Annotated in this window: 12 protein-coding genes; 7 read left to right on the top strand and 5 right to left on the bottom strand. The window is 67.6% G+C overall.

The window, feature by feature from the left end:
- Positions 1-33: 33 nt before the first annotated feature.
- Positions 34-636 (top strand): diacylglycerol-binding protein, encoded by a 603-nt coding sequence (locus tag ABQE93_RS09315; RefSeq protein ID WP_448406833.1) that lies wholly within the window; start codon positions 34-36, stop codon positions 634-636.
- On the opposite strand, the gene ABQE93_RS09310 is transcribed toward ABQE93_RS09315, so the two are convergent.
- The 4 genes from ABQE93_RS09310 to ABQE93_RS09295 all read right to left on the bottom strand — a co-directional run bounded on the left by ABQE93_RS09310 (position 605) and on the right by ABQE93_RS09295 (position 5,714).
- Entirely contained in the window at positions 605-2,194 is a 1,590-nt protein-coding gene (locus ABQE93_RS09310) for an HNH endonuclease signature motif containing protein (protein ID WP_448406834.1), read from the bottom strand. The genes ABQE93_RS09315 and ABQE93_RS09310 overlap by 32 nt on opposite strands.
- Before the next feature lie 154 nt (positions 2,195-2,348).
- The gene (locus ABQE93_RS09305; RefSeq protein ID WP_448406835.1) at positions 2,349-3,626 is read right to left on the bottom strand and encodes a DEAD/DEAH box helicase; all 1,278 of its coding nucleotides are present in this window, start codon (positions 3,624-3,626) and stop codon (positions 2,349-2,351) included.
- A 180-nt stretch (positions 3,627-3,806) separates the two neighbouring features.
- A complete protein-coding gene (locus ABQE93_RS09300; RefSeq protein ID WP_448406836.1) occupies positions 3,807-4,847 on the bottom strand; it encodes an LLM class F420-dependent oxidoreductase in 1,041 nt (346 codons plus the stop codon).
- A gap of 12 nt (positions 4,848-4,859) precedes the next feature.
- Complete coding sequence (locus tag ABQE93_RS09295; RefSeq protein ID WP_448406837.1) at positions 4,860-5,714, bottom strand: dienelactone hydrolase family protein; 855 nt, start codon at positions 5,712-5,714, stop codon at positions 4,860-4,862.
- A gap of 55 nt (positions 5,715-5,769) precedes the next feature.
- Here ABQE93_RS09295 and glmS point away from each other — a divergent pair, with 55 nt between their 5' ends.
- Genes glmS through ABQE93_RS09275 form a run of 4 tightly spaced genes read left to right on the top strand, consistent with a single transcriptional unit; the run spans position 5,770 to position 11,382 of the window.
- Positions 5,770-7,638, top strand: a complete 1,869-nt coding sequence (gene glmS / locus ABQE93_RS09290) for a glutamine--fructose-6-phosphate transaminase (isomerizing) (protein ID WP_448406838.1) — start codon at positions 5,770-5,772, stop codon at positions 7,636-7,638.
- A complete protein-coding gene (locus tag ABQE93_RS09285; protein ID WP_448406839.1) occupies positions 7,638-8,525 on the top strand; it encodes an alpha/beta fold hydrolase in 888 nt (295 codons plus the stop codon). The genes glmS and ABQE93_RS09285 overlap by 1 nt, the downstream gene beginning before the upstream one ends.
- A gap of 36 nt (positions 8,526-8,561) precedes the next feature.
- Positions 8,562-9,983 carry an NAD(P)H-hydrate dehydratase gene (locus ABQE93_RS09280; protein ID WP_448406840.1) on the top strand — a complete coding sequence of 474 codons (1,422 nt, stop codon included), beginning with the start codon at positions 8,562-8,564 and terminating at the stop codon, positions 9,981-9,983.
- A 16-nt stretch (positions 9,984-9,999) separates the two neighbouring features.
- Positions 10,000-11,382, top strand: coding sequence for a glutamate decarboxylase (locus ABQE93_RS09275; RefSeq protein WP_448406841.1), 1,383 nt, complete (start codon positions 10,000-10,002; stop codon positions 11,380-11,382).
- A gap of 5 nt (positions 11,383-11,387) precedes the next feature.
- Here the strand turns inward: ABQE93_RS09275 and ABQE93_RS09270 are convergent, their stop codons facing one another.
- A complete protein-coding gene (locus ABQE93_RS09270) occupies positions 11,388-12,425 on the bottom strand; it encodes a helix-turn-helix domain-containing protein (RefSeq protein WP_448406842.1) in 1,038 nt (345 codons plus the stop codon).
- Positions 12,426-12,520: 95 nt separating this feature from the next.
- On the opposite strand from ABQE93_RS09270, the gene ABQE93_RS09265 reads away from it, so the two are divergent.
- Positions 12,521-13,417 carry an alpha/beta hydrolase gene (locus ABQE93_RS09265; RefSeq protein ID WP_448406843.1) on the top strand — a complete coding sequence of 299 codons (897 nt, stop codon included), beginning with the start codon at positions 12,521-12,523 and terminating at the stop codon, positions 13,415-13,417.
- 28 nt (positions 13,418-13,445) lie between these two features.
- Positions 13,446-13,832, top strand: coding sequence for a cupin domain-containing protein (locus ABQE93_RS09260; RefSeq protein ID WP_448406844.1), 387 nt, complete (start codon positions 13,446-13,448; stop codon positions 13,830-13,832).
- Positions 13,833-13,918: the final 86 nt, after the last annotated feature.

The following is a 13,918-nucleotide window of genomic DNA, read 5'->3' as shown; positions in this document are numbered from 1 at the left end:
GCGGGCGCCAACTCGGCACGGTACGGTCCGAGCGTGAGATTGCGTATGCGGGAATTGGGGTTCTTCTTCTTGCTGGGTGCTGCGGCTTCGTTGGTCGGCGACCATAGCCACGTTGTCACCGGTACGACTGAATACTTCACCGAGGCGGTGCCGTTCGTGTGGAGCAGCCCGATCTGGTTCCCAATATTGGTGGGCGCTGCAACCGCATCGTTGGCCGAGATTCGCTTGCACCTCCCGCGACCGCGGACCGACGTCACGGTGCGGCAGGGTGTCGCGGGGGTCGCGGCAGTAGTTGGCACCTACATCACGACGGCACTGGTACACGGCGCACCTCCGGTGCCGGCCACGGCGCTGATCGTCGCGATAGCGGTAATCATCTGGTGTGTGCTGGGTGACGGGCCGTCAACGGTGTGTGGTGTGCTTGCCGCCGTCATCGGTCCAGCGGTCGAAATCGTGCTCGCCAAAGCCGGTCTGTTCGCCTACCACGACGACTCCGATGGATTGTTCGGAGTTGGACCATGGTTGGTACCACTGTATTTCGCATTCGGTGTCGTCGTTGCGCTGCTCGGTGAGATCGCTGCCAGCCGAAGGGAATCGTCAATGCTCAGTAACTCGGTGGCGGCATCGTCCCGTTGAGTTTGCGTTCGGCGGTGATGCGTGCTTCGTTGTCGGCGGCGCGGGTGCGCCGTCGTCGTGGCATCTTCAGGGCGCGTTGCGCCGAGGGTGGAGGTGCGTTGGCCGGCGGTGGGAGGTCGGCGGTGGTGGTGTCCCAGTGTGGGAAGTACAGCTTGCTGGTGGGATGGGTGCGATAGGTGTGGCCGCTGGGCGCGGTCCAGATGACGGTGCCGTCGGGGCATTGTTGGTCAGACCAACCACAAAACGTCTTCACCAAATGATGAAAACGACACAGGCACTTGATGTTTGACGGGTGCGTCGGCCCGCCCGGGTACGGGGTGGTGTGGTCGAGATCGCAGTACTCGGCCGGGCGGTCACAGCCGGGGAAGCGACACGTCATATCGCGCAACCGCACAAACCGCTCACAAGCCCGCGACGGCCGATAGCGCGGCTCGGCTTCTGTCGCCGCAGGGCGATACTCGGTTTGGATTTTGGCGCCGTTGGCGACCAACTCGGCCAACAACGCCGGCGGGATCACCCCACCACCGACGATCACCCCCGCCGACCCCGAGCTCTCGGGATGGTTTGGCGCCCACAAATTGGCACCGGCCACCGATTCGGGCGGCGGCGGTGTGGGCTCGGCCTCTGACTCCTCATCGATCGGCGGGGGCACCAACTCCTCATCGACCGGCTCCGGTGTCCCCTGGTCGGGGGCAGATGTTTCCGCGCCGGTGTCGCGGGACCGCTCCGCGGTGGTCTCGGCCGGGGGTTGGGCGGTGGGCGCGGTGTCGGTGAGCACGTGAATGACGAACCGGGCCGCACGCGGGTCATCTGTGTTGGCCCACGGGCATTGCGGGCTACCGCACTGGCAGGTGAGCCGATCCGCCCCGGCGGCCAACGCCCCCAACGCCGCCGCGCGCCGCTGCCGGGCACTGCGCGGATCGCCATCACATATCCCCGCGACCATCTGCTCCAGACACGCCATCAACAACTTCGCGTCAGTGGCCGAAAGCCGCCCATACAACGACGCGGTACCGGTGGCGTCATCGGGCTTGCCCACCTGCACATCACACTCGCGCGCCGCGTCGCGATAGCGCCGCCGCGCATCCGGATCATGGGTCTCGACCACCGCGTCGACGGCCAACTCCAACCGCTGCTGACCCAACGCCCCCCACGCGGCCGCGCGCTCGGCGATCTCGGCATCCACCCGCGCCAACGGCTCGCCCTCCAACACCAGATGGGTGCGCCAGGTGATCGTCGAAATCACCTGCGCGCTGATCAAACCCTCACTAAACAGCGCCGCAACCTTGGGCAGCCGGTTACGCAACGCCAACCCGATCGCCATCTGTTGCCCGGACCGATACCGGGTGATCCCCATCGCCGCGGCCACCTCGGCGGCCGCGCAATCCCACCCATCGACCACCCAATGCTCGCGCTGCTCATAAGACTCCCTGCAGCGCGCAGCCAACTCACCGGTCGCGGCCAACCGCCGCGCGGCAACCGCAGCCTCAAAACGAGCGCACGCCTGGATCTCAGCGATCAACCCCGCATCATCGACCGACCGAAACCCCTCGAACATGTGTTCGATATTGCCATGCCCCACCGACAAGAATCGGCGCTCAGATCACGCGTGCGCGAAGTATTGCCGAGAGTGCGGTTGTTACCGCCCGTCCCACGATTCGTGTGCGTCAACCGCACACTCGGCGACCACGGGCGGCGGAAACTCGCCCGCTCTACGCGCGGACCGCAGCGCCGGCGGGGCGTCTCCCACGCGACGACCGACGCCGACGCGGGCGCTGAGGCGCCTTGGGCGGCTCTGGCCGGCTGAGTACCAGCGGCTTCGAGAACGTGCGTTCGCCTGGCGCGATCTCAAGTAACACCGGGTGCGATGCACCGCTGAACCGCGTGATCGTCGGCTTCACACCCGCTTTGCGGACGAGCTGTCGCACATCGGAGACCTGGTCGTCGAGCATGAGCGTCACCACCGTGCCGTCGGCTCCGGCGCGCGCCGTGCGACCGGACCGATGCAGGTACGCCTTGTGTTCGACCGGGGGATCGGCGTGTACGACGAGGTTCACGTCATCGACGTGGATTCCTCGCGCCGCGATATCCGTCGCGACCATCACGGTCGCCGAACCGTCGGAGAACGCCGCGAGATTGCGGGTGCGGGCATTCTGCGACAGGTTGCCGTGCAGTTCTACCGCCGGAACACCCCGCGAATTCAGCTGGCGAGTCAAGTTTTTGGCGCCGTGCTTGGTGCGGGAAAAGACGATTGTCCGACCGGGCGATGCCGCCAGGTCGGTCAGCACGTTGATGCGCGAAGCCTTCTCGACATGCAACACGTGGTGTTCCATCGCGGTGACCGGCGCTTCCACCGAATCCACGCTGTGCACCACAGGGTTGTTGAGGTAACGCTTGACCAGCACATCCACGCCGCCATCGAGCGTGGCGGAGAACAACATCCGCTGCCCGTCTCGCGGCGTCTTGTCCAGCAGCCGCTTCACGGGCGGCAGGAAGCCGAGATCGGCCATGTGGTCGGCCTCGTCGAGTATTGAGATCTCGACGGCGGACAAATCGGCATGGCCCGATTTCACATGGTCTTCCAGACGTCCGGGGCATGCGATCACGACGTCGACGCCCGCACGCAGCTTTGAAATCTGCGGCTGGGGTCCGACACCGCCGAAGATCGTCACCGTGCGCAAGCCCGTCTCGGCGGCCAGCGGCGCCAATGACGCCGCGATCTGCGCGACGAGTTCGCGTGTGGGCGCGAGGATGAGCGCCCTCGGACGACCCGAAACCCGCTTGGTGCGATGTGTAGTGAGCCTCGTCACCATCGGCAACAGAAACGCGTAGGTCTTACCGGATCCGGTCCGGCCACGGCCGAGCACGTCACGGCCAGCCAGTGAGTCCGGCAGCGTGGCTGCCTGGATCGGAAACGGGGTCTCGGCGCCGTTGGCGGCGAGAACGCTGACGACAGCCTCAGACAGGCCGAGGTCAGCGAAGGTGGGCACGCTTGTGCCACAGGTGTTTTGAACAGACAAGTAGGAAACTCCGAAAGTGAGGATGGTCGTCCTGCCCGGCGCGGAAGATTCCGCGGCGCTCGGTATGACGATCGAGAAGCGGCAAAAGGCAGAACAGAAGATGCCGCTGGGCACCACTCTACAGGCAGTCGGCCCAATTCGTTTAATCGGCTACGGCAGCAGCGACTGCAATTCCTCGACGAAACGCACCGATTCGCGCCTATCGACGCCGAGTGGATGAAGCAACATCGTCGTCACACCCGCCTCGGCGTAGGCCGCCAACCGTTCCTTGACGAACCCTCGCGGCCCCACCAGCGACACTTGGCGCACCAACTCGTCGGGCACCGCATTGATCGCTTCGGTCTTCTTGCCCGCAAGGTAGAGGTCCTGGATGTGATCGGCCACCTCGCCGTACCCGTAGCGGGTCGCCAGATTGTGGTAGAAGTTGCGGCCGCGCGCCCCCATCCCGCCGATGTATAGCGCCAATTGCGGCTTGCCCCAAGCTAACCGGTCGTCGACGTCGTCACCGATCGCCAGCGTCGCGCTCGCCATCACATCCAACGGCCCTAGCGCGGCATCCCGTTTGGCGAACCCCGCCTTCAGCGAAGGCCCCCACACCTCCTCGGCCTTCTCCGGATAGAAGAACACCGGCTGCCACCCCTCGGCGATCTCCGCGGTCAGCGCCACGTTCTTCGGACCCAGCGCCGCAATGGTCACCGGAATACGGTCGCGCACAGGGTGATTGATCAGATGCAGCGGCTTGCCCAGCCCGGTGCCCTGCGAAGCAGGCAACGGGATCTGGTAGTGCTTCCCGTCGTGCTGCACCTTTTCGCGGCGCCAAACCTGCCTGCAGACCTCGACGACCTCGCGGGTGCGGCCCAACGGCGCGTCGAAGGGCACCCCGTGAAAACCCTCCATCACCTGCGGGCCCGAGGTGCCGATGCCCAACCGGAACCGGCCCCCGGACACGTAGTCGAGGCCGGCCGCCGTCATCGCAAGCAAGGTGGGCGTGCGGATGTAGATCGGAACGACGCCGGTGCCCAACTCGATCCGGGACGTCTTCGCGGCCAAAAAGCCCAGTTGGCTGATCGCGTCGTAGGAGTAGGCCTCGGCCACCAGGGCGAGGTCGACGCCGATTTTCTCCAACTCGACGACCTCGTCGACGGCGTCGAGAAATGAGTCGGCGTAACTGAGGAAGATGCCGGTGCGCACTGCGAATGGCTCCTAGGGCTTCAGAAGGGCGATGACCTTGTCCTGCAGATCCACCGGGTCATCGGAGAACGGGTCGACCGCCGGCGACTTGGGCAGCGCGACCTCAGGGTCGGCGAAATCACGGTGGGTCTTGTCGCCGGTCAACAGGTGCAGCAGATAGCCGGTCATCAACGCCCGCACCACCTTCTGGGTGCTGCGATCGGCACCGGGCAGCCCCACCACACGAGCCAGCCGTCGGCCCTCGATGATCCCCCCCGCCTTGGCTTTGTTCACCGTCCGCAGCGTGGCCGACTTCCACACCCGGCTCAGCTCCACCGCGTTGGACCGCAACGTCATCGGATCACCCGGAGCGGTCAGCACCAGGCCGGGCACCGCCAGCGACGCGGCGGGCTCCTCCGCCGCGGGCCGGGTGACGCTGGGAAATGCCGCGACGACGGCTTTCGGCGCGTTGGGTCCGGCCGGCATCCCGGCCGCCGTGAACACCGCGGCCGAACCGCCGAAACCGTGTCCGACGACGCCGAGCTTGGTTGGATGCACGCTGATCTTGCCCGGGCCCAGCCGCACGCCGGTGATGATGTCCAGCGCCGTGCCCAGGTCGAACGCGAAGTTGAGGACCGACGGCGCCAAGCCGGTCTCGGTGTCGGGTGCCGCGGCGACGATGCCCCAGGACGCCAGATGCTCCAACGTGCCGTGGTAGCGGTCGGCCTTGGCCACCCAATCGTGACCGAACGCCACCCCCGGTAGGTTCATGCCGGATTCCGGGGTGAACACGACGCCCGGCAGACCGGCAAATGCCAGGTCACCTCGCAAAACGCGGTGCGGACCGCGCCGGGTCAACGCGGTGAAAAGCTTCTTCGTGCTGGCCACCACCGAACCGTAGCGCAGCGGGTGTGACGTAGCTCTTGCACTACCCTTTATGGCTATGTGCGGAATCGTCGGCTACGTGGGGCAACGCCCTGCCTGTGACATCGTCGTCGACGCCCTGCGCCGGATGGAGTACCGCGGATACGACTCCTCGGGGGTCGCCTTGCTGGACGGTTCCGGCGGGCTGACCGTGCGTCGGCGGGCCGGGCGGCTGGCCAACCTGGAGGCCGAGCTCAGCGTGACCGGATCGGACGGCCTGACCGGCACCACTGGCCTCGGTCACACCCGCTGGGCCACCCACGGCCGACCCACTGACCGCAACGCCCACCCGCACCGCGACAGCACCGGCAAGTTCGCCGTCGTGCACAACGGCATCATCGAGAACTACGTGACCCTGCGCGGTGAGCTGGAAGCCGACGGCGCCGAGTTCGTCAGCGACACCGACACCGAGGTCGCCGTCCATCTGATCTCGCGACAGTTCCGCCACGGTGACACCGCAGGAGACTTTCCCGCGTCCGCGCTCGCTGTGCTGCGCCGGCTCGAGGGCCACTTCACGTTGGTGTTCGCCAACGCCGACGAGCCCGGCACGATCGTCGCCGCGCGGCGCTCCACGCCGCTGGTGCTCGGCGTGGGGCAGGGTGAGATGTTCGTCAGCTCGGATGTGGCGGCGTTCATCGAACACACCCGCGATGCCGTCGAGCTGGGCCAGGACCAGGCGGTGGTGGTCACCGCGGACGGCTACCGCATCACCGACTTCAATGGCGAGGACGACGGCGCAAGTGCCCGCTCGTTCCACATCGACTGGGACATGTCGGCTGCCGAAAAGGGCGGCTACGAGTACTTCATGCTCAAGGAGATCGCCGAACAACCCGCCGCGGTCTCCGACACACTGCTCGGGCACTTCACGGACGGGCGCATCGTGCTCGACGAGCAACGGCTGTCCGATCAGGAACTGCGCGAGATCGACAAGGTCTTCGTAGTGGCCTGCGGTACCGCGTTCCACTCCGGGCTACTCGCCAAGTACGCGATCGAGCACTGGACACGGCTGCCCGTCGAAGCCGAGTTGGCCAGTGAATTCCGTTACCGGGACCCGGTTTTAGACCGCCACACGCTCGTCGTGGCGATCTCGCAGTCCGGTGAGACGGCCGACACGCTGGAGGCCGTGCGGCACGCCAAGGAGCAGAAGGCCAAGGTGCTGGCCATCTGTAACACCAACGGCAGCCAGATCCCCCGGGAATGCGACGCGGTGCTCTACACCCGTGCCGGACCCGAGATCGGCGTCGCCTCCACCAAGACGTTCCTGGCGCAGATTGCCGCCAATTACCTTGTCGGACTGGCACTTGCACAGGCCCGCGGCACCAAGTACCCCGACGAGGTGGAGCGCGAGTACCGCGAGCTGGAAGCCATGCCCGAGCTGGTGTCTCGGGTGCTGGACCTGATGGAACCGGTTCGTCAACTGGCGCACCAGTTCGCGCAGTCGCACACCGTGCTGTTCCTCGGCCGCCACGTCGGCTACCCGGTGGCGCTCGAAGGTGCGCTCAAACTCAAAGAACTCGCCTACATGCACGCCGAGGGCTTCGCCGCAGGTGAGCTCAAACACGGCCCCATCGCGTTGATCGAGGACGACGTGCCGGTCATCGTTGTGATGCCGTCACCGAAGAACGCGCCGATGCTGCACGCCAAGCTGCTGTCGAACATCCGCGAGATCCAGGCGCGCGGTGCGATCACCATCGTGATCGGCGAGGAAGGCGACGAAACCGTCCGCCCGTACGCCGACCACCTGATCGAGATCCCGCCGGTGTCGACGCTGTTTCAGCCGCTGCTGTCGACGATCCCGCTGCAGGTGTTCGCCGCGGGGGTCGCGCAGGCGCGCGGCTATGACGTCGACAAGCCGCGCAACCTGGCCAAGTCGGTCACCGTCGAGTAGTGGCGGTCGGACACTTCAAGGGCGACCGAGCCCGCGGGCGCTTCCTCGAGGTGTACCAGAAGGCGATGGCCGAGCTCGCACCGGTCAGTGAAACCCACGATGTGCCAACGCCCTTCGGCACGGTCCGGGTGTACCGGTTCGACGGTGCGGCCGACGCCACGCCGGTCATGCTGTTACCCGGCCGCAACGCCTCTACGCCGATGTGGCGCACCAACATCGACACCCTGCTGGGCCGCCGCCCCCTGCTCGGTGTCGATCTGCTGGGTGAGGCCGGAATGTCGGTGCAGCATAAGCCGATCACCGGACCCGACGACGAGGCGCAGTGGCTCGACGACACGCTGGCGGCGTTGGGCTTGGACCGGGTGCATCTCATGGGGGTGTCGATCGGCGGCTGGACCGCGGTCAACTATGCGGTCCGCCGGCCGGGCCGGGCCGCCTCGCTGGTGGTGCTGGATCCCGTCTTCACGTTCGCCCCGGTTGCGGTCAAGGCGGTGCTGGCCTCGCCCGCGTTGTTCCTGCCGGGGATTCCGGACGGGCTGCGCAGACGCGTCCTCAGCTGGATCTCCGGCGGCGCCGAGGTCGACGACTCGCTGCCCGAGGCCAGGCTGATCTCCGCCGGATCCACCGATTACGTCCTGCGCAAGGCGATGCCCAAGATGATCACCGACGAGCAGTTGCGCTCACTGGACATCCCGGTGTTGGCGCTTCTCGGGGGCCGCAGCGTCATGCACGACGCCGTCCGCGCCGCCGCACGGGCACGAAACCTGTTGCCGCGCGCACAGGTCGAGCTGTGGCCCGACGCCTCGCATGCCATCAACGGAGAGTACGCGGCCGAGATCGCCGACCGCGCGAGCGCGTTCTGGGACGACGCCGACCGTCGAAACTGACCATGCGCAGTCGGGACCGACGTAGGCTGAGCGGTGATGCGGTACTACTACTCGGCTGACGCGATCCGCGCGGCCGAAGCCCCGCTGTTGGCGTCCCTGCCCGACGGTGCCCTGATGCGTCGCGCTGCCTACGGTCTGTCCACCGCGATCGCCCGCGAGCTCGCCGCGATCACCGGCGGCGTCGCCGGACGCAGCGTCTGCGCGGTCGTCGGCTCCGGCGACAACGGCGGCGATGCGCTGTGGGCCGCGACGTTCCTGCGCCGACGGGGTGCGACGGTCGCGGCGGTGCTGCTCAACCCCGAACGCGCCCACGCCGAGGCGCTGGCGGCGTTCACCGGCGCCGGCGGCCGCATCGTGCAAAGCATTCCGGAGGCAACCGATCTGGTGATCGACGGCATCGTCGGGATCTCCGGGTCAGGTTCATTGCGGCCCAACGCCGCGGAGGTGTTCGCCGCCGTGGATGATGCGGGAACTCCCGTCGTCGCCGTCGACATCCCCAGCGGCATCGACGTGCACACCGGCACGGCCGTCGGCGCCCACGTCACCGCGAAGTTGACCGTCACGTTCGGCGGTCTCAAACCCGTTCACGCGCTGGCGGATTGCGGCCGCGTCGAGCTCGTCGACATTGGCCTGAACCTGAAACCGTCGGACATGTTCGAGCTCGAGGCCGCCGACGTCAAAGCACGGTGGCCGCTACCCGGGGCCAGTGACGACAAGTACACCCAGGGGGTGACCGGCGTGCTGGCCGGGTCGGCGACCTATCCCGGCGCGGCAGTGTTGTGCACCGGTGCCGCGGTCGCTGCGACGTCGGGCATGGTGCGCTACGCCGGGACCGCTGGGCAACAAGTACTTTCACAGTGGCCGGAGGTCATCGCCACACCCAGCGTCAGCGCGGCCGGCCGGGTGCAGGCGTGGGTGGTCGGCCCCGGGCTGGGCACCGACGACGCCGGCGCATCCGCGTTGTGGTTCGCGCTGCAGACCGAGCTGCCGGTGATCGTCGACGCCGATGCGCTGACCATCGTCGCCGCCCACCCCGAGATCGTCGCCGAACGCACCGCACCGACCGTATTGACACCGCACGCAGGCGAATTCGCACGGCTGGCGGGCTCACCGCCGGGAGGCGACCGCGTCGGCGCCACCCGTGCGCTGGCCGACAAGCTCGGCGCCACAGTACTGCTCAAGGGCAACGTCACCGTCGTCGCCGAACCCGGCGGGCCGGTCTGTCTCAGCCCCGCCCGCGAGTCCTGGGCCGCCACAGCGGGATCCGGCGACGTGCTGTCGGGTATGATCGGCGCGCTACTGGCCGCGGGCCTGCCCGCCGGTGAAGCCGCGGGCGCCGCGGCGTTCGTCCATACCCGCGCGGCGCGCCTGTCGGCCGTCGACCCCGGGCCGCAGCCCGCGCCCACCTCAGCGTCGCGAATCCTCGCGCACATCCGCAGTGCCATCGCCAGTTTGTAGTCGAAAGGGTTTTGTTATGTCGCGCAGGCGCAGTTCCGCACCGATTGTCACACCGGCCTATACGGGACGGCTCGAGATGGCGCCGATCCCGTCGCTGCGGATGCCCGACGAGTCGATGCCCCCGGACGCGGCCTACCGGTTCATCCACGACGAGCTGATGCTGGACGGCAGTTCCCGGCTGAACCTCGCGACGTTCGTCACGACGTGGATGGACCCGCAGGCCGAGAAGCTGATGGCCGAGACGTTCGACAAGAACATGATCGACAAGGACGAGTACCCGGCGACCGCCGCGATCGAGCAGCGTTGTGTGTGCATGGTGGCCGACCTGTTCCACGCCGAGGACCTGCGCGACGACGATCCGGCCAGCGCCGTGGGCGTGTCGACCATCGGCTCCAGCGAGGCCGTGATGCTGGCCGGGCTCGCGATGAAGTGGCGCTGGCGCGACCGCGTGGGTAAAGACTGGAAGGGCCGCACCCCCAACCTGGTGATGGGCTCCAACGTGCAGGTGGTGTGGGAGAAGTTCTGCCGTTATTTCGACGTCGAACCGCGGTACCTGCCGATGGAGAAGGACCGCTACGTCATCACCCCCGAGCAGGTGCTCGACAACATCGACGAGGACACCATCGGCGTCGTTGCGATCCTGGGCACCACCTACACCGGCGAACTCGAGCCGATCGGCGAGATCTGCGCCGCCCTGGACAAGTTGGCCGCCGATGGGGGAGTGGACGTGCCCGTACATGTCGACGCGGCCAGCGGCGGCTTCGTGGTGCCGTTCCTGCATCCGGACCTGCAGTGGGACTTCCGGCTGCCGCGGGTGGTGTCGATCAACGTCAGCGGCCACAAGTACGGCCTGACCTACCCGGGCATCGGGTTCGTGGTGTGGCGCAGCGCCGAACACCTTCCGGAGGACCTGGTGTTCCGGGTCAACTATCTCGGCGGCGACATGCCGACGTTCACGCTGAACTTCTCCCGGCCCGGCAACCAGGTCGTCGGCCAGTACTACAACTTCCTGCGCCTCGGCAAAGCGGGTTACGGCCAGGTCATGCAGAGCTTGTCGCAGACCGCGCGCTGGCTCGGCGACCAGCTGCGCGACAGCAAGCATTTCGAGGTGATCACCGACGGCTCGGCGATCCCGGTGATCAGCTTCAAGCTGTCCGGCGATTTCGGCTACACCGAGTTCGACATCTCGCACACCTTGCGCGCCTACGGCTGGCAGGTACCGGCCTACACCATGCCGGACAACGCCAACGACGTCGCTGTACTGCGCGTCGTGGTGCGGGAGGGCTTTTCCGCCGACATGGCCAGGGCGTTACGCGACGACCTGACCACCGTTTTGAACCACCTCGACGAGCTCAAACCCGGCGGGCACTTCAACCGCGTACAGCCCTTCGCGCACTGACGCTTTCAGCTGTCGCTGAGCAGCCGCCAGGTCGTCAACGCGACGCTGGCCCGCAGCAGCCCGTCGGATTCGGTGAGGCTGAACCCGAGCGTTTTGCCGAGCTGATCGATCCTGCGCGCCACGCTGCTGTGATGCAGGTGGAGCACGTCCGCGGCGCGACGCAGCGAACCCGTCGTGCAGTACGCATCGAGTGTGTCGAGATCTGCTGGTGCGCTTGCCAACCGGGCGACAGCAATCACATCGGGATGGTCGCGGGCGATGCCTTCCGGCACCTGCGCAAGCAGTGCCACGGCACCGAGCGCGTCGTAGCGCACCACCGGTCGACGGGCGGTGGTGAACCGCAGCGCCGTACGTGCCTCCCGCCACGACCGGGCGGCGTGCTTGGCGACGCCGACGCCCGCGCGCACCCCCGCCGGAAACGCCTCGTCGTCCACACCACCGGCCAACAGCACGCCGACGTCGCCGAGTTGCGCCGCCTTGACCGGCCGCATTGTGCACACCCCGGCGCCGATCCGGTCCAACGGCGTCGTTGAGCGCACGGCGGCGACGCGGACCGGTGCGCCGGCCGCAAAACCCAGCAGGCGCAACGCGCGGTTTCTGCCCGCATCGTCGGTGTCGCCGGCGATGACCAGCTCCACCAGCGCGGGGTCGGCCATCGTGGTCTGCGCGGGGCCGTACCGTTCGACGACGGCGGCCACCGCGATCGCCAGGCGCTCCAATGCAAGCTCGTCGAGGGACCGGGACGCTCCGCAACGCTCCAGCCAGACGGTGCCGATGTCCTCGTCGTCGAGCGTGACGACGGCTTCCGACGACGCGGACTGCGCCGAACCCGAGGCCTCGGTGCCGGCGGGGGACATCCGGATCGATTGTCCGGTGGCGTGCAGGCGGATGCCGGCCGTGCACTCGGCCAGGCCCGCCGCGGCCCGCGCCAGCGCGGGCAGATCCACGCGTCTGCGCATCAGGGTGTCGAAAAACGTGACCACACGCAGCGCGCCTTCGGCGTCGGCGTCCAGCCGCGACAGCCGCGCCACCAACGCTTCCATGTTTGCAGCGTAGGCGCCGATCGTCGGATGATCACCTGACTATTGCCGACGAATGTCGGATGTCTCGCGGGCGACAAGCGTCGAGCATGGGAAACATGGACCCCGAACTTGAAGCGTTTCTCGCATTGTTCCCCCCAGCCGAACTGTCCGACCCCGTCGAAGAACGCAAGAACTTCGCCGCGCTGGCCGCGGGGATACCGGTGCCCGACGTCGCCGACCTGGTGGTCGAGGACCGTACGGTGCCTGCCGAACCGGAGGTGCCGATCCGCGTCTACCAGCCCCTGGGCGCCGAAGCCGCGATCGTCTGGCTGCACGGCGGTGGCTTCGTGATGGGCGATCTGAGCACCGAGCATCCGTGGGCCACCAGGGTGGCCGCGGGCGCCGGCGTGACGGTCGTGTCGGTCGGTTACCGGCTGGCCCCCGAGAACCCGTTTCCCGCCGCGCTCGACGACGCCTACGCGGTGCTGGAGTGGACCGCGAAGCACGCCGGGGAGTTGGGTGTGGACCCCGATCGGATCGCGGTCGGCGGGCACAGCGCCGGTGCCGCGCTCGCGGCCGCCGTCGCGCTGCGCGCCCGCGACGAAGGAGGCCCGACCATCCACTTCCAACTGCTCAACCAGCCCGGTCTCGATGACCGGCAGGACACCTGGTCGGCGCGCAACTTCACCGAAACGCCGTGGATGAACCGGGACAAGGTGACGGCGATCTGGAAGCACTACCTCGGCGGCGCGACCGCAACCCCGTACGCGGCGCCGGCGCGGGCAACGGAACTGTCCGGCCTGCCCGCGGCCTACATCGCGACCGCGGAATTCTGCCCGAACCGCGACGAAGGCCTCGTCTACGCGATGCGGCTGATGGCGGCCGGCGTCCCGGTCGAGGCACACCAGTGGTCGGGCACCTTCCACGGCTCGCAGGCAATCCTGTCGGCGGAGGTGTCGCAGCGGCAGATCGCCGAACTCGCGGCAGCGCTTCGCCGAGCGATGACGAACTGAAACACCCATCCGAAGAAGGGATTTCGATATGACAATCAGCCCGATCGACCTGTACTCAGCGGCGATCCGCCTTGCCGGGGAGCATCAGGCTCAGCACACCGAACGCAGGTTCGACGCCGTGCGCAGCGGATGGCACATCATGGCGTTTCACGCGGAGACAGACGACGACTCGCACGCCGATCACTGGGAGATGCATCCGGGCGCCGACGAAGTGGTGTCGTGCCTCACCGGCGCGATCCGCATGTACTTCCGCGCCGAGGACGCCGGCGCCGACGAACAGATCGCGTTGGCCGAGGGCGCCGCAGTGATCGTGCCGAGGGGACGGTGGCACCGCATCGAAGTCGACGTCCCCAGCGACATCCTGGCCGTCACTGTGCTCGAAAACACTCAGCTCGAGGCGCGGGCGAACGCGTAGGTCAGCCCGGGTTCGCCGAGCGCCCGACACCGCGGCGGCGGTCGCGCGCGGGGATCCAGACCATCCGTCTGGGACAATCGGCCGTA

The sequence above is a fragment of the Mycolicibacterium sp. XJ662 genome (assembly GCF_053484035.1).
This window is presented reverse-complemented; position numbering and strand designations above follow the sequence as displayed.

Bases quoted from the DNA above. Each gene is read 5' to 3' on its own strand.
- ABQE93_RS09310 (WP_448406834.1), bottom strand. From the start codon at position 2,194: ATGTTCGAGGGGTTTCGGTCGGTCGATGATGCGGGGTTGATCGCTGAG.
- glmS (WP_448406838.1), top strand. From the start codon at position 5,770: ATGTGCGGAATCGTCGGCTACGTGGGGCAACGCCCTGCCTGTGACATC.
- ABQE93_RS09280 (WP_448406840.1), top strand. From the start codon at position 8,562: ATGCGGTACTACTACTCGGCTGACGCGATCCGCGCGGCCGAAGCCCCG.
- ABQE93_RS09275 (WP_448406841.1), top strand. From the start codon at position 10,000: ATGTCGCGCAGGCGCAGTTCCGCACCGATTGTCACACCGGCCTATACG.
- ABQE93_RS09270 (WP_448406842.1), bottom strand. From the start codon at position 12,425: ATGGAAGCGTTGGTGGCGCGGCTGTCGCGGCTGGACGCCGACGCCGAA.
- ABQE93_RS09265 (WP_448406843.1), top strand. From the start codon at position 12,521: ATGGACCCCGAACTTGAAGCGTTTCTCGCATTGTTCCCCCCAGCCGAA.
- ABQE93_RS09260 (WP_448406844.1), top strand. From the start codon at position 13,446: ATGACAATCAGCCCGATCGACCTGTACTCAGCGGCGATCCGCCTTGCC.